At 54.5% G+C, this 15999-nt stretch carries 15 protein-coding genes; 12 read left to right on the forward strand and 3 right to left on the reverse strand.

Annotated features, from left to right (window positions below):
• The first annotated feature begins 3 nt into the window (after positions 1-3).
• The 8 genes from TIRI35C_RS00985 (at position 4) to TIRI35C_RS01020 (ending at position 6701) form a co-directional block, all read left to right on the forward strand.
• Positions 4-753 carry an anaerobic ribonucleoside-triphosphate reductase activating protein gene (locus TIRI35C_RS00985; protein ID WP_188201413.1) on the forward strand — a complete coding sequence of 250 codons (750 nt, stop codon included), beginning with the start codon at positions 4-6 and terminating at the stop codon, positions 751-753.
• Between the two features lie 104 nt (positions 754-857).
• Entirely contained in the window at positions 858-2495 is a 1638-nt protein-coding gene (thsB, locus tag TIRI35C_RS00990) for a thermosome subunit beta (RefSeq protein WP_188201414.1), read from the forward strand.
• A 71-nt stretch (positions 2496-2566) separates the two neighbouring features.
• Complete coding sequence (locus TIRI35C_RS00995; RefSeq protein ID WP_188201415.1) at positions 2567-3448, forward strand: ABC transporter ATP-binding protein; 882 nt, start codon at positions 2567-2569, stop codon at positions 3446-3448.
• Positions 3432-4115: a multidrug transporter gene (locus tag TIRI35C_RS01000; RefSeq protein WP_188201416.1), complete on the forward strand. Its 684-nt coding sequence runs from the start codon at positions 3432-3434 to the stop codon at positions 4113-4115. The genes TIRI35C_RS00995 and TIRI35C_RS01000 overlap by 17 nt, the downstream gene beginning before the upstream one ends.
• 110 nt (positions 4116-4225) lie before the next feature.
• Positions 4226-5038, forward strand: coding sequence for a hypothetical protein (locus TIRI35C_RS01005; protein ID WP_188201417.1), 813 nt, complete (start codon positions 4226-4228; stop codon positions 5036-5038).
• 125 nt (positions 5039-5163) lie between these two features.
• Positions 5164-5571: a hypothetical protein gene (locus TIRI35C_RS01010; RefSeq protein WP_188201418.1), complete on the forward strand. Its 408-nt coding sequence runs from the start codon at positions 5164-5166 to the stop codon at positions 5569-5571.
• 28 nt (positions 5572-5599) lie between these two features.
• Positions 5600-6370: a hypothetical protein gene (locus tag TIRI35C_RS01015; RefSeq protein WP_188201419.1), complete on the forward strand. Its 771-nt coding sequence runs from the start codon at positions 5600-5602 to the stop codon at positions 6368-6370.
• A gap of 22 nt (positions 6371-6392) precedes the next feature.
• Positions 6393-6701, forward strand: a complete 309-nt coding sequence (locus TIRI35C_RS01020) for a hypothetical protein (protein ID WP_246454637.1) — start codon at positions 6393-6395, stop codon at positions 6699-6701.
• A 175-nt stretch (positions 6702-6876) separates the two neighbouring features.
• On the opposite strand, the gene taw3 is transcribed toward TIRI35C_RS01020, so the two are convergent.
• Both taw3 and TIRI35C_RS01030 read right to left on the reverse strand, forming a co-directional pair.
• Positions 6877-7464: a tRNA(Phe) 7-((3-amino-3-carboxypropyl)-4-demethylwyosine(37)-N(4))-methyltransferase Taw3 gene (gene taw3 / locus TIRI35C_RS01025; protein ID WP_188201420.1), complete on the reverse strand. Its 588-nt coding sequence runs from the start codon at positions 7462-7464 to the stop codon at positions 6877-6879.
• 3 nt (positions 7465-7467) lie between these two features.
• A complete protein-coding gene (locus tag TIRI35C_RS01030) occupies positions 7468-9441 on the reverse strand; it encodes an IGHMBP2 family helicase (protein WP_188201421.1) in 1974 nt (657 codons plus the stop codon).
• A 127-nt stretch (positions 9442-9568) separates the two neighbouring features.
• Between TIRI35C_RS01030 and TIRI35C_RS01035 the strand changes: the two genes are divergently transcribed.
• Positions 9569-11050, forward strand: coding sequence for an AAA family ATPase (locus TIRI35C_RS01035; protein WP_188201422.1), 1482 nt, complete (start codon positions 9569-9571; stop codon positions 11048-11050).
• A 113-nt stretch (positions 11051-11163) separates the two neighbouring features.
• On the opposite strand, the gene TIRI35C_RS01040 is transcribed toward TIRI35C_RS01035, so the two are convergent.
• A complete protein-coding gene (locus TIRI35C_RS01040; RefSeq protein ID WP_240910814.1) occupies positions 11164-11427 on the reverse strand; it encodes a hypothetical protein in 264 nt (87 codons plus the stop codon).
• A gap of 341 nt (positions 11428-11768) precedes the next feature.
• On the opposite strand from TIRI35C_RS01040, the gene guaB reads away from it, so the two are divergent.
• From guaB to TIRI35C_RS01055, 3 genes are all read left to right on the forward strand, one after another.
• Complete coding sequence (gene guaB / locus TIRI35C_RS01045) at positions 11769-13229, forward strand: IMP dehydrogenase (RefSeq protein WP_188201423.1); 1461 nt, start codon at positions 11769-11771, stop codon at positions 13227-13229.
• Positions 13230-13286: 57 nt separating this feature from the next.
• Positions 13287-14537 carry a hypothetical protein gene (locus TIRI35C_RS01050; protein WP_188201424.1) on the forward strand — a complete coding sequence of 417 codons (1251 nt, stop codon included), beginning with the start codon at positions 13287-13289 and terminating at the stop codon, positions 14535-14537.
• Positions 14538-14739: 202 nt separating this feature from the next.
• Positions 14740-15687 (forward strand): spherulation-specific family 4 protein, encoded by a 948-nt coding sequence (locus TIRI35C_RS01055; RefSeq protein ID WP_188201425.1) that lies wholly within the window; start codon positions 14740-14742, stop codon positions 15685-15687.
• Positions 15688-15999 lie beyond the last annotated feature (312 nt).

Here is a 15999-nt window from a genome sequence, read left to right on the forward strand (position 1 = left end):
TGTATGCTCACGAGCGGCTGGAAGAGCGTCAGCATGGTTGATGTCCGCGGTAAGGTTACCTTCACCCTCTGGCTCTGCGGCTGCAACTTGAAATGCCCCTTCTGCCACAACTGGCGTATCGCTGAAGGCCTTGACTGCTTCACCCTCGACAGAAACGCGCTCCTCGAGGAGCTTGAATCGAGTTCTTTTCTGGTGGACTACTTCCACGTCACCGGTGGCGAACCACTGATGCAGTGGAGAGAACTTTCATCGCTCCTCGCGGAGGTGAAGCTCCTCGATGTCCCGGTTAGCCTGAACACAAATCTCACCCTGGTGAAACCCCTTGAAACACTCCTTAATGCCGGGCTCGTTGACCACATCGCGACCGATCTTAAAACACCGCCCGGACTCTACGGCCTTCCAATGAAAGTTGGCGAACGGCTCTGGAACCTCTTTCTTCGGGGCCTTGAGGTCGTCTCTGACCATGAAATCCCACTCGAACTCAGAATTCCAGTGGCGAGGGGGTTCAATCAGTGGCCCCACATCGGGGAAGGGCTGAAAAGAATAACCACGGACTTTTACGTGGTTCTGAACCCTCTCGTCGGTAAACCCCTAACCAACCCGAGGGACAAGGACTGGTGCTCCCGGCACTGCTGGCCAGAGAGGGAAGTCTATGAACTCAAAGAAAAACTGGAAGAGCTTGGCCTGAAGGTTTACGTCAGCAGTTTCCTCAAAACTCAACGAGACCAAGCGAACATCGTAGAGGCAACGTGACCGAAAAATTTATAAATAATCCAAAGGAACGATAAAGCGGAAGCACCAATTGTAACTAAAACCTCTCATTCCTCAAAAACAAAAGCGGGAGGGGGTGAGGGGAGATGGCCCAGCTCGCCGGACAGCCGGTTGTTATTCTGCCCGAGGGAACCCAGAGGTACGTTGGTAGGGACGCCCAGAGGCTCAACATTCTCGCCGCGAGGATAGTCGCCGAGACCATAAGGACCACCCTCGGTCCGAAGGGTATGGACAAGATGCTCGTGGACAGCCTCGGTGACATCGTCATCACCAACGACGGTGCCACCATACTCGATGAGATGGACATTCAGCACCCCGCTGCCAAGATGATGGTTGAGGTCGCTAAGACCCAGGACAAGGAGGCTGGTGACGGTACCACCACCGCCGTTGTCATCGCTGGTGAGCTCCTCAGGAAGGCCGAGGAGCTCCTCGACCAGAACATTCACCCGAGCATCGTCATCAAGGGTTACGCCCTCGCCGCCGAGAAGGCCCAGCAGATACTCGACGAGATAGCCAGGAGCGTTGATGTCGAGGACAAGGAGATACTCAAGAAGGCCGCGGTCACCTCCATCACCGGTAAGGCCGCCGAGGAGGAGAGGGAGTACCTGGCTGAGATCGCCGTCGAGGCCGTCAAGCAGGTCGCCGAGAAGGTCGGCGAGAGGTACAAGGTGGACCTCGACAACATCAAGTTCGAGAAGAAGGAGGGTGCCTCAGTTAGGGAGACCCAGCTCATCAAGGGCGTCGTCATCGACAAGGAGGTCGTTCACCCGGGAATGCCGAAGAGGGTCGAGAACGCTAAAATAGCGCTCATCAACGAGGCCCTTGAGGTCAAGGAGACTGAAACAGATGCCGAGATCAGGATCACCAGCCCGGAGCAGCTCCAGGCCTTCCTTGAGCAGGAGGAGAAGATGCTCCGCGAGATGGTCGAGAAGATCAAGGAGGTCGGCGCTAACGTCGTCTTCGTCCAGAAGGGCATCGACGACCTCGCCCAGCACTACCTGGCCAAGTACGGAATCCTTGCCGTCAGGCGTGTCAAGAAGAGCGACATGGAGAAGCTCGCCAAGGCCACCGGCGCCAAGATCGTCACCAACGTCCGCGACCTCACCAGCGAGGACCTCGGTGAGGCCGAGCTCGTCGAGCAGAGGAAAGTGGCTGGCGAGAACATGATCTTCGTTGAGGGCTGCAAGAACCCGAAGGCCGTCACCATACTCATCAGGGGCGGTACCGAGCACGTCGTTGACGAGGTCGAGAGGGCGCTCGAAGATGCTGTCAAGGTCGTCAAGGACATCGTCGAGGACGGCAAGATAGTGGCAGCTGGCGGTGCCCCGGAGATCGAGCTGGCAATAAGGCTCGACGAGTACGCCAAGGAGGTCGGCGGCAAGGAGCAGCTCGCCATCGAGGCCTTTGCAGAGGCGCTCAAGGTCATACCGAGGACCCTCGCCGAGAACGCCGGTCTTGACCCGGTCGAGACCCTCGTCAAGGTCATCGCCGCCCACAAGGAGAAGGGCGCCAGCGTCGGTGTCGATGTCTTTGAGGGCGAGCCGGCCGACATGCTCGAGCGCGGCGTTATAGCGCCGGTCAGGGTCACCAAGCAGGCCATCAAGAGCGCCAGCGAGGCTGCCATAATGATCCTCAGGATCGACGACGTCATCGCCGCCAGCAAGCTCGAGAAGGACAAGGGAGGCGAGGGCGGAGGCAACGACTTCGGTAGCGACCTCGACTGAAGTCTCTTCCCTTTCCTCGCTTCTTAACCTTTGGCCAAAAGTATTTTTAGTCCCCCGTGGATTCTTCTTGTATGCCTGCGGTTGAGGTTGAGAACCTATCGAAGTCTTACGGTTCAAAGAGAGCCCTCAGCGACGTTTCCTTCACGGTGGAGGAGGGTGAGATAGTAGGCGTAATCGGACCGAATGGTGCCGGGAAAACGACGCTGATACGGATTCTGACGTGCCTTCTAAAGCCCGACTCCGGGAAAGTCCGGGTTTTTGGGAGGAACCCCTGCGAGGCCAGAGGACTTTTCGTGCTCCTCCCCCAGGACGTCAAGGCCCATTTCTACACCCTCACGCCGAGGGACTACGTCTACCACTACCTGCGAATGAGGGGGGCAAAGAGGGCGGAGGCGAGGGAACGGGCCGAAAAGGCCGTTCAGGAGTTCGGAATAGACTACGCCGACGAGCCGATGTCCATGCTCTCTGGTGGAATGGTTAGGAAAGCCCTGCTCGCGATGGTGCTCTCAGCCGATGCCAAGCTCTACTTCCTTGACGAGCCGACCGTTGGCCTTGATGTCGAGAACAGGCTGAAGCTGTGGGAGGTTCTCCGGGAAAAGGTGGGGGAATCAACGATTGTCCTCACCAGCCACTACCTCAACGAGATATCGAGCATCTGCGACCGCGTTCTCCTCCTGAAGGGCGGTCGAGTGAGGGCCTTCGGAAGGCCTGAAGAGATAGCCCGGGAGTACCTGAGCGGACTTCACTCTAAGGTGGTGGCCTTCGGCGAGGTGTCTCTGGACGGTTTCCTCGCCCGGAAGGCCGGCAGGAATACCTACATCTACCCGCGCTCGAAAGCCGAGGAGAGGGAAATAGTGGAGGCCATAAAAAGGACCGGCGTTCCATTCAAGGTTGAGGGGCTTACGATAGAGGACGTCTTCATCGCGGGTGGTCTCGATGATGGGGATCGTTGAGTACTACGCGAGGGCCCTAACACGGGGAAGGTTCTCCCTCATCAGCTTCGCAATCCAGCCCCTTTCGTTCATCTTCATCGTCTACGTCGTGAGCGGGGGAAGGTTCCTCAATACTGCCTTGGGGGGCGCGATAGTTAGTTTCATAGTCGGGGTCGGGATAGCGGATTTGGCGATAGAACTCGTTGGAATGAAGACGCGCTCCCGCTTCTACGACGTCTTAATGGGCCTTCCGGGCGGCAACTGGGAGAAAGCCCTTGGCATATCAATAGGAATAAGCGTCCCGGCGATGCCGTACGTCTTTCTCCTCACTGCCCTTCTCGCCTGGAGGCTCGGATTCAATGCCCTTCCGAAAATAATCCTCGCAACTGCCGCCCTCTGGCTCTGGAGCGCTGGAGTAGGTTTCCTTCTCGGCGTTAGAGGAAAGGAGCCGATAAGGGTTATGAGGATTTCTAACGTCCTCATGACGGGTCTTACCGTCTTTCCGCCGGTCTACTATCCGCCGAGTGTTCTTCCCGAGAAGCTCGCTAAGGTTCTTGTTTTCCTCCCAACGGTGAGCGCCTCACGGTTAATCTCGGGGAGCGGGGACGGCCTTTCGGCCACTGTGGCGGCCCTCTGGGGCCTCCTGGGCGTGGTCTTCCTCCTCAAGTTTGGGGGGCTTGAGGAGTGAGCCTTATAAAAGGGATGGGGAAATAAATTCCTTGAGAAATTAATAGTTGAGCAACAGTCTACCGGAGTTCAATGGTTCCTCGGGGCTTAGGGGCAAGTTGGGGATGCAAAATGAAAAAGGGCACTGGTTATCTTCTCAACAGCCTTTTGATTTCTTTCCTCCCCTGGCCCGTCCTATGGCTGATTTCGTTCTTTTATTTTGGTGGGGATAATGCAGAGATTTCAAAGTTTAGCTTTACGTGGCTGTTGTCCGCTCTGGCTTCTTTTATAATGGTCTTGGCCGTTCTGGTCTTTAACCTCGCGAGGCTTATTGAGAGATTCGGCTACTCAAAGGGAGACGTTGCAAGGCTTCACCTAATTCTGGGGGAGAACTTTGAAAATGTAAACCTCCTGAAGACCGTTAGGGAGAGCATTCACTACCATTTTACCTTCTGGGGCATCTACGCTACCGCTTCGCTGGTTTACGGTTCGGTTAAATCGACACTTTTTGTCATCTCGATTGTCATTGGTGTTATTCTGCTTTCAGTTGTGATGTTGCCGGTTTTCGTGTTCCTCATTGAAATCCCTGTCCTCCTTTATTTTACCTCTAACGGCGAGCTGGACAAGGTTAGGGGCCTTTTCACGTGGGCGATTGAGGTTTCTATCGCTTCTCTGGCTCTACTCGGGTTTTTGAGGTTCATTGCTCTCCATGGGGCTATTCCTCCTGAATACCTGGGGGTAAGTGAGCTTCGTAATCTGCTCCAGCTCGCGGGAGATTCCACAGTCTTCATGGATTTATTCCTTCTCTCCTTCCTTGGCATTCTATCAGGAATCACCGGCTACCTCGGTGCAAAGCGGAGTAAACTGCCCGTTGTTGTGCTTTTTGCCATCGGAATCCTGAGCATTTTCACTGACGTTCACCTGCTCGGGCTTTTGCTTTACTAAGAACGGGGGGAGCTGAATGGCATCGGGAAAAAAGCTGGTGCTAGAAGCTGTAACGGCTCCTTTGATAATATGGGTCTTCATGTGGGCTTAGAAAAGGAGTTCTCTTTACCGTTGGCGTTTATCTGGTGCTCGCATCCATCGGGCTTTTGCTGATGGTTTCCATGCTGATATCGGTTTTGGGAACGGCTTTGATAATCTACGAGCTTTTGACCGGAAAACGGCTTTCCCATTCCTTTGGAAAGGCTCTACTGCTCTCATTGCTCTCTGGGGCTTTTGTCATCGTTGTTCGCTTGATGTCCGTGCATCCCTGGGCCTTCGAAATCACGGTAATAAGGCCACTTTTGAAGGTTTGTGTGGATAATTATCTGTGCAGGAACCTCCTGTTGCTGTCAGCCTTGAATGTCCTGTACGGCCTTGTCGGGATTCTAATCCTGTCGCGGAAGAGAAGGGCTGGCCTCTTAACGCTCCTGCTGATTGCCCTTGCTCTGATTCCTGTGCTGATAAAGGTTTTTATCCAACTGCACTCATTGTAGTTCGGGCAAAAATCCCCTGGTGGTCTCAATGGGGAGGAGAAAAATTATTCTTAAGATCTTTGTTTTTCCTGTGGTGCTCTTCTCGATGCTGTTTGGCTTTGCCTGGGTGAAACTCGGCGTCATAACCCCTGAATGGGTTCTCAGTACGCTCATTCTTTTTGTCCTCATGGTGGCTTCAATGGTCTTCTTCCTCGCTCGAATCCTTGAGAAGCACGGGTACAGGAAGAGGGACATCAAGAGAATTGACGAGATTCTTGAGGAGCACTGGGATGAGCCGTGGGATTCAGGGTACCTAAAGTACGACGTACAGGAATGCATAGCCCATCACCTCATTCTCTGGGGAATTTTTAGTACGTCTCTCCTGGGGTTTCACAACGTCTTCTTTGCCATAATGGCGTTCGTTGGCCTGGCTTTTCTTATGGTGGTAATGTATCCTGTCTTCGCCACGATGACAGTGTGGATTGTAGCCCTCCCGTTGTACTTTCTCAAGAGTAGAAGGGCAGAGTACGTCTTTGAGGGCATTGGTAAAACCTCCCTCGCCTCAACTCTCGCGATTCCCGTTATATGGGCCGTTTCCTCTTACGTTTTAACCAGAAACTACCCGGAAGATGTTTTGAGAATGTTCAATGCCGTGGTTGTGAACGCTGAGGGGTTTTTGGTTCTCTCAGTCTTGAACACCCTGTTTGGCTTTCTGGGGGTTTATCTCTCGCGCAGAGTTGGGAGGAGAATCCTCACGATTGTTCTGCTTTCACTTGCAGTGGCCATGCTCTTCGTCGTCTGGAGCATCGTTTGGACTTGAAATTCTGCCGGAGGTGTTTAAGATGAAGCCCGGGAGGAAGCTGGTGCTGGAAGCCGTGCTGGTCCCGTTGATTATTGTGATGGCCTTCTGGGGACTGTTCTATTTTCGTCCGCGTGTTCCATCTCAGAAGATGACTATCACCATTTCAGGACTGATAACGGCGGTCGTTTCCTTCTTCATTTCACTTGCCATAGCCGTTTTCGTATTCAAGAGGCGTTTTGAGAGGGAACATAATTCCAAATTCGGGTTTAGGGAGCTTCCTGACGTTATCGATAAGACTGACCCAAGGATTATCCAGGACTCTCTACAGGGAAGACCCGACCGGGTATAAGTATGTCCTGTTGCTCTCTGGTTTGAACGTTCTCTATGCTCTCGTTGGAATGCTGGTTTATCCCCGGAAGAGAAGGTTCGGCCTTTTGCTCCTATTGCCCATCATCACCTTTATCGCCTACACCCTGCTGAAGACGTTTATATGGATGCACTCCTAATTGGGGAAAGGGGCCTCCTTATAACTTCCCAACCTCTCCCTCCAGCCTTTTCAGCTTCCCCTTGAAGCGCCTCACCTGGGAATTGGCGAGGGCAACGATTCTCTCGATATAGCTCTCGCTCACCCATAACTCGCCGTCCTCGCCGAGCGGGACGTCCATCCTCTCCGTCGAGCGAATCTCAACGAGGAGCTTCTTGTGGCTGACGCTCTTTATGTTTGAATACTTGAAGCCCAGTCCGATGGCCAGGTTTAGCAGCCTAACCGCGTCCTCCATCGTCCTCGCCCCGACGTGCAGGATAGGGCTCCTCACGAGGAACCAGAGCTGGCCGGAGCGGTGCCTCCCAATCGCCTCCATTACTTCCTCAACGGTAACCTCGCGGTGCCACTTGCCGAGCCAGACGGAATTAACTTTGTCCCCAAAGTGGGGCATCTCCATGACCGAAATCCTGCCGGAGCAGGAGCTCGTTGTGAAGTAGTTCTCCAGCGAGTTGATTTTCTCAAGAAGTGAAATGATGTCCCCGTCCACCTTGTTCTCGGCCAAGGCCTTTTTCAGGCCCTCCATCGCTTTGGCTTTCTGTTCGTCGAAGTTTTTAGTGTAGAGGAACACACCTCACACCCCCAGCTCGTTGATATCAACCACCGTTTCTCTCTCCCTCACAAACTCCACCAGCCGCCTGTAGGTCGGGTGGACGCTCAGCGTTGAGGAGTCGCCTATGAGGATCAGCTTTCTCTTGGCCCTCGTCAGCGAGACGTTCAAGCGCCTCAAATCCTTCAGGAAGCCCAGCTCGCCTCTCTCGTTGGAGCGGACGAAGGAGAGAACGATTACCTCCTTCTCCCTGCCCTGGTAGCCATCAACGGTCTTCACCTCGATCTCCTCGGGCAAAAGCGAGCTTATTAAATCCCTCTGGTCGTCATAGGGCGTAATCACTCCAACCAAATCCTGCCTAACACCGAGTCCCAAAAGCCTCTCGACGGCCTCCTTCACGAACCTCGCCTCTAAGGGGTTCTCTCTGCTCTCGCTTCCTCGCCTCTGCCTCTCGAAGCGGTTCTCAAGCTTGGCAGTGTCTATGAAAACCAGCACGTTCTCGGGCTTTAGAACCTCCCCCCATGGGCCGTTCTTAGGGCTTTTAACCCCTAAATCGGCCAGCGTTATGTTCTTCACGCCCTTATCTGCGACGACCTTCCCGCCGTAGAACTCCCTGCTCGGAAACTCCATGAGCCTTTCGTTCATCCTGTACTGGACGGTGAGCATCTCGCTCTTCCCTGGACAGCGCTCGATCAGGCCCTCGAAGAGCGTCTTACTCAGCTCCTTGGCCTTCTCGCTGAGTATCGTTGGTGGCAGCTGCTTGTGGTCTCCAGCCAAGACGAAGCGCCTCGCGCGGTTTATCGGAATGAGCACGCTCGGTATCGTCGCCTGCGTCGCCTCGTCTATTATTGCGACGTCGTAGGAACCGTAGTCAACGACATCAAGGCCGGCAGAGGCGTTCGTTGTGAGAACAACGTCCGCTTCCCTTATTATCTCCCTTGCGATTCTCTCCTCGAGTTTTCTGGCATCGTCGAAGGTCTTCTGAACCTGCTGGTTAATCTTCAGCCACTCCGCCATCTCCCTGATGAGCCTCGCCGGAACGCCCCTTACGCCTATCCCCTTTGAGGCCAGCCTGAGAATCTCCCTGTCGCTCAGCCCCCGCCTGTACTTTGGAGATGGCTTAGTGAAGGTGTCCCTTTTCTCCTTGAGGTTCTGGCCGATTACGCGAAGCTCCCTCAGCTCGCCGTATAGCTCGTGCCGGGTGATGAGGTAAGCCAGGGTCGTCTCGTGGAGGCTCCTTGAGACCCTGCTCGGGTGGCCGATGCGCACAACCTTTAAACCCGAATTGGCCAAGCGCTCGACGAGGTTGTCAACGGCAACGTTGCTTTCAGCCGTTGCTAGGGCCTTGTTGCCTCTCTCCACTTCCTGCCTTATCAGCTCGGCCAGGGTTCTCGTCTTGCCCGTCCCGAACGGCCCGTGGATGAGGAAGAAGTCCGGACTTCCGAGGGCGAGGCTTACGGCTTTTTTCTGGCTCGCGTTCAGGCTCCTGTCAAATGGGGTGAAGCCGACCGGTTCGCTCCCTTCCGGCTCCCTAAGGCCCAGGTAGAGCTCCAGCGCATTCCTTCCGCTCTCCCTCAGATTGTTCAGGTTCTCAAGCCAGCGCTTGAAGGTTATGTCGTTGGCGTAGAGGTCCAGCCTAACGCCCTTCAGGGCCCACTCGGGAACGGTTTCAAGGGCGACCGTTATAAACCGCTTCCCCTTTTCTACGACCGTTCCAACCAGATCGCTCTTCAGCGGGTCTCTCCTGCTGACAACCACCAAATCGCCGATGCTTATCTCCGTCTTTATCTCTCTATCGCGCCCGTATTTCACCAGGAAGTAGCCGAGCTCCTCGCCGATGATTTTACCGTTCAGGCCGAGAACTGCCCTCCCGACCTTCTCCCTCTCCCTTCCGGAGAGCCTTTTCATCTCCAGGCGCATGGCCTCTATCTCGGCCTTCCTTTCCATCTCAACGAGTATCTTGAGGTGAGAGATAAACCTCTCCAGTTTTTCGTCCATTTTTCCTCCCGATGAGCGAAGAGAAGAGCTGTTTAAAAGAGTTAGGCTTCACGATTTGCCCACCCACAAAAAGTATAAAAGCATAATGCATTACAGTTTTATGCATAAAACTGTAACGTGATGCACTATGTTCGTGGATAGGGAAAGAGAGTTGAGAATTCTGCACTCTGCCTACAAGGCTCTCAAAGAAGGGCACAAAGTAAACATCGCAGTGATAGGCCCGAGACGGGTGGGCAAGACAGAGCTCCTTCTCAAATTCAAGGAGGAAGCCGATGGGGTGATACCTTACATCAACCTTCAGAGGATTGGAAGCGTGGACTCCTTCATCTTTGCATACACCCGTGAACTGCTCTATGAGCTATCGCGGGTCAAAAAACACAACGTTGAAAGAATTCACCTTTTGAACTGGGATGACCTGCTTATACTCGCCGCCAAACTTGGCGTTGATGAAGAAGTCAAAGCAATTAAAAATGGCACTCTGGAAACTTTGTTTGAAGCCCAAGAGAGGATTCTGGAGAAGCTTGGTGAGAAAGCCATCTTCATTCTCGATGAGTTCCAGGAGGTTAAGAACCTCTCCAGGTTCCTTGAGGTGATGAGGGCCATCACGGAGAAAGAGAAACGGGTTGCTTATTTCATCTCCGGCTCGGCAGTTGGCATGATGGAAGAGATACTGTCCCCTGAGAAACCGTTCTTTGGTCAGTTCAGGAGGATCTATCTGCCGGGACTGCCCAAGGAGGATACCTTCGAGCTCGCCAGAAGCATACTCAATAAAGCCGACGTGACTTACTCAAATTCAGCTCTTGAGGCAGTTTACCGGCTGACTGGGGGGCATCCGTTCTACGTCCATGCAGTCTGCAGGAGGATTGTGGAAGAAGGATTCGAGCGGGTTGGGAAGAAAGAGGTGGAGTACACTTTCCTCACGGAGCTCCTCACAGAGACTGGTGAGATTTACATGCACCTCGATTACGTCTTCAACGAGTCCCTTTCAAGAGCCTACAAGGGCGCGGTGCACAGGGAGATACTCCTCATCCTTGCCAAAGGGGAAGGGCTGAGGCTCTCCGAGCTCGCCAAACAGCTTGGAAAGCCGAGTGGGGAGGTTTCAAACTATCTGAAGTTCTTGCTAAGGACTGACCTAATAGTCAAGGAAAACGGCAGATACTACTTTGCGGACAAGCTCATGCGCTTCTGGCTCGCAAAAACTTATCTCGGCATCACCGAACTGGAACTCCGCCGGGAAAGACTGCGTGAGGAACTCATTAAAGAGCTTGAAGAAAAGTTCCTGAAGGCAAAAACGGAGCTTGGCCTTACGGGAGAGGCCTGGGTAAGGGAAAGGCTTGGAATGGCTCTGGGTCTTGAGTTCAAGCCCTACCGCAGGGGTGACGTGGAGTTTGACGGGGTTGCCTTTGGAGACATGCCGCACGTGCTCGAAGTCAAATGGAAAAGCCGTCCTGCTTCGTATAAGGATGTCAAAGACTTTGCCGAAAAGGTGAGGGGCGAATTCGGCAATGCCAGGATGTTCTTCTTCTCAAAGGCAGGATTCACCGAGAAGGCGCTCCAGCTCTGTCAGGAACTCGGAGTAAAGCCCCTTACCAAAGATGAGCTGAGATGAGCGCAGAATAAGAAAGGGCCTTTGGAGGGTGGTCAGCCCATGCGAGTTTCCTCACCGTTCGGACGAAACTTCCCTCATCATCCCTGGGAGAGTAGGAAAGAGGGGTTAAAAAGCTAAGCCCTCCCAGAAGAAACCACCGAGACTATGTCTCTGTGGAAGGACCTCAACGCCTTCCAGTGGCGTTTTTCAATTTCCCCACTCCACGAGACCCGCTTGTAGAACCTTTCCAGGTCGTCGAGCAGGTACTCCAGGTATTCCCTGCGCCTGTTGTCGACACCGATGCCGTTGCTCAGGAGCTTGCCCCTCAGAAACGGCATGACCTCCGACGGCCGGCCGAGGGCCGCCCAGAACAGACCTTCCTTCAGGATTTCGCCCAACAGCTCCTCAAAACCGAGGTTTCTTTTGAGGCTTCCATCAGCGGAGGGTTTGACCCTCCCCCCTTGCTTTTATAATTCCCACGGCTTCCATGGGTACCACCGAGAAATGTGGACATCGATGTCTATTTTAGTCTTTCGGCTTGTTCTTTGTATTTGTGATGAACCGATGGATAAAAAAGGGAGAAGTTTGGATTGAACGTAAACTTTTCCCGGTTCTCTTGTCATATCGTCGGCGCTGGAGATGTGCGTGGCTCCTCGATGCCTGAATTCGCCCCCATCGTGGAAACCCTTAAAAACCCTTGACAGGTTCACGTTAAAAAGGACGCGGAGGCGCGAGAAAAATGGGAAAATTTGAACACAAACTTGTTAATGCCATTAAAGGCTACACTTTCGACGACGTTCTTCTCATACCGCAGGCGACCGAAGTTGAGCCCAAGGACGTTGACGTCTCGACTAAGATTACACCCAACGTCCGGCTGAACATCCCGATTCTCAGCGCGGCTATGGACACGGTAACCGAGTGGGAGATGGCTGTCGCTATGGCCAGAGAGGGTGGCTTGGGGGTCATCCACAGGAACATGAGCGTTGGGGAGCAGGCCGAGATGGTCAGAAAGGTCAAGCGCGCCGAGCGCTTCATAGTGGAGGACGTCATAACGATCGGTCCCGACGAGACCCTCGACTACGCCCTCTTCCTCATGGAGAGGAACGACATCGATGGCCTCCCGGTTGTCGGTGAAGACGGCAGAATAGTCGGCATCGTTACCAAGAAGGACATAGCGGCCAAAGATGGTAGCTTTGTGAGAGATGTCATGACGGGAGAAGTCATAACCGTCGGCGAGGACGTCTCGGTGGAGGAAGCCCTTGATACGATGGTTGCCAAGGGAATAGCCCGCCTCCCGGTCGTCGATGGGGACGGCAGGCTGGTTGGGATAATCACGATGAGCGACCTGATGATGAGGAAGAAGTACAGAAACGCGGTAAAAGATGAAAACGGTGACCTCCTGGTTGCCGCGGCGGTGGGTCCCTTCGACATCGAGCGCGCCAAGGCCCTTGACCTGGCCGGAGCGGACGTCATAGTCATAGATACTGCCCACGCCCACAACCTCAAGGCGATAAAAGCTATGAAGGAGATAAGGAAAGCCGTCGATGCTGACCTTATCGTCGGGAACATCGCCAACCCCAAGGCGGTTGACGACCTCACCTTTGCCGACGCGGTCAAGGTTGGAATAGGGCCGGGGAGCATATGCACAACCCGTGTCGTCGCTGGAGTCGGCGTCCCGCAGGTTACGGCAATAACCCTCGTGGCGGATAGGGCCCAGGAGTACGGCCTTCATGTCATTGCCGACGGCGGAATCCGCTACTCCGGCGACATAGTCAAGGCCATCGCCGCTGGCGCAGATGCGGTAATGCTGGGTTCGCTTTTGGCCGGAACAAAGGAGGCACCGGGCAAAGAAGTGGTGATCAACGGGAGGAAGTACAAGCAGTACCGCGGCATGGGCTCCCTTGGGGCGATGATGAAAGGCGGAGCCGAAAGATACTACCAGAAGGGCCACATGAAGACCAGGAAGTTCGTTCCGGAGGGAGTTGAGGGCGTTGTGCCATACAAGGGGAGCGTGAGCGACGTCCTCTACCAGCTCGTCGGAGGCCTGCGCTCTGGAATGGGGTACGTGGGAGCAGGGAACATCCCGGAGCTCAAGGAGAAGGGCGAGTTCGTGATTATAACCCAGGCGGGAGTGAAGGAGAGCCACCCACACGACATCTTCATCACCAACGAGGCGCCGAACTATTCCGTCGGGAAATAGTCCTCTTCGCCTTTGTCGGGCAAAACTTTTTTATTTTTTAATGTGGTATCCCATACGGTGGTGTCAATGCGAAGGTTTGTGGTTTTTGCAATGTTGCTCATTCTGTTGCAGGCCGTATCTGCTGGAGCTCTGGGATACAATTTAATAGGGCCCTCTCAGGAGGTGGCGGTTGCCTCGGGCGGTGAGAACTACTTGGTGGCCTGGGGGGACGATTCCTTCGTGAACGTTACCCTCGTTCGGGTGCTTGACAATTCCCCAATCAAAAACGTCAGCGTTGATTCAGTTGGGGGTGTTTACGTTCTGAATTCCAACAGAGTTCTCGATGTTTCTTCGCTTGTGGACGTGAACTTCGTGAGATACATCGTCGTCTGGAAGGCTAAGAACGACAGCTACATTTACTACCGCGTCCTCGATTCTGCCGGCGACTACGTGACCAGAACCAAGCGCCTCGATTCTGTCAAGCCTGACTATCTGAGTGTCACCAGTGATGGTGAATATTTCGTCGTGGTGTATGAGGAGTACAACAGCAACCAGCTTTACTACGCGGTTCTCGATGCCTCTGGCAGCATCGTTGATAATGGACTTCTCTACACCGGGAAGGGCGCGATTCACTACAGCACAATAGCGTACGACCAGAAGAGCGGATACTTCGGGGTTGCGTTCAGGGAGAGCTGGAACAGTGGATCCAGCTACAACTTAACCTTTATCGACTTTAAACTCCTTTCAGATGGCGCCCTTAACTCGTCAAGCGTTCACCGCGCGAACTTCCTCGTGCGTGTATCTGCCGTGGCCGTTGCCCCTGGAATGGGCGGATTCTTCGTGGCGTACAGGAAGTACTACTCCCCCTATTCGTGGGTGATAATCGAGATACCCGATCCTCAATCGCCCGGAACTTACAAGCAGGTGGCCGAGCTTCCCAGGGCCCAGGACTCCATCAGGGGCGATCTGGATCTCGTGCCCAACGAGACTTCCCCCTACCTGATCTTCGCCTATGAGAACCAGACTTCTGACTTGGTGTACGTGATCAGGCTGGTTAAGATAGGCCTGAACGGGGATATACTGGGAGACCTCTCCATAACGCCTTCCTCCGGGAACTTCAGGTATCCCTCCCTCGCGGTGTCCTCTGTAACTCCGGTTGAAGCCTACGCACTCGGGTGGCTTGAAACTGATAACGGCCGCGCCCTGAGCGCGGAGTACAAGTCAGACCTCACGGCGGTCAGCGAGGTCAATCAGGTGCCGTTCTTCGGTACCCCCGCCGTGGCCGCCGCCCTCGTGGTGATTGCCTGGTTTGTGGCCAGGAGGTGGTGAATTTTCTACCTCCCTCCTTTTTGTTATGTTTGTCGCTCATAACCTAACCCCTTGCACTTCAATACTTAAAAGTTAGGGCAACCAAATTAAAGTAGGTGGAGGAAGTGAAATCATCAGGGTCCATAATGCTCGGGCTGGTCGTTGGCCTTGCTCTGATGCTTGCACCCCTGCGGTCTCGGAAGCCGGAACTCAGTTCCTTCTCATGCCCCTATACGTTTATCCGGGCTGTTCATGGGACTCCATCATCAGCCTTAAGGCCCAGTACCCCGTGAACATCGTGGTTATAGCCAACCCTGCCAGCGGTCCGGGTTCCCAAAGGGATCCCGTTTACGCCGATTACATACAGAAGATGCGCGATGCGGGGATATCGGTTCTCGGCTACGTGTGGACCAACTACGGGAAGCGCGACTCCTCAATAATCGAGGACGAGATAGACAACTGGGCCTCCTGGTACAACATCAGCGGGATATTCTTCGATGGCGTGAACGTCTCGGCCGGTACTGAGGGGTACTACTCCGGCCTCGTGAACTACGTGAAGGGCAAGTCCCAGTCGTACCTCGTAGTTGGAAACCCCGGCGGCTACGATCCATCTACCCTCGCGGATTACACCTCGATCTTCGACGTCCTCGTGATATACGACAGCCCCAGCTACCCCTCCTCTTGGCCAAGCGGCGCCGATCCCTCGAAGCTGGGTGCTCTCGTGTACGGGGTGCCTTCCTTCGATGAGACCACCTTCAAGGATCTGGCATCTAAGGCGTACTACGTGTACGTGACGGACGATGGAGGCGACAACCCGTGGGACAGCCTCTCCCGCTACGTGGCGGACGAGGCGGCCGCTCTGGCGGGGGTTCCCAAGGTGAACTACGTCCTTAAGGTCAGCTCCCATAGCACCACGGGGTATTCCGTGATCGAGCGCTACCCCAGCTACAACGTTTCTGGAGGTGTATACAACGTCAGCTGGGACGTTCTCTTGAGGAACTGGGACTCCTCCGGCGCTGGAGTGCAGCTGATGTACCTCATTCTTGACCAGGGTGGGAGCACCGTTGAGGTTCACTTCGAGTGGGCTTACTACGGAAACGGGACCGCTCTCTACGCCTGCTACGGATGGGCAAGCTGTGCTGACACTGATTTCAACGTCACCTCCTCCTGACACAGGCTGGCCATAGCGGTTGATTCGGCGTCGGTTAAGTTCTACGTCGATGGGTTGAAGTCAGAAGCGTTGCCATCAGCGGGACGGCGGAGGTTCTCCGCGTGGGTGCCGGGTCGTGGGACAAAACATCGCAGTACGACCTCTACATAGACAACGTGACGGAGACAGCGGGGGTAGGAAGCGTCGTGGAGACTTTTGACTGTAGGAACGAATGCTACTTCAGCACCCGCGTCGGGGACGTTGGCATCGTGCCGGCCAGTACAGTGGCTGTACCGTTCTTTGGCACTCCGACCATGGTGGCGATTCTGGCTG

The organism is Thermococcus camini (assembly GCF_904067545.1).
Classification (GTDB): domain Archaea; phylum Methanobacteriota_B; class Thermococci; order Thermococcales; family Thermococcaceae; genus Thermococcus; species Thermococcus camini.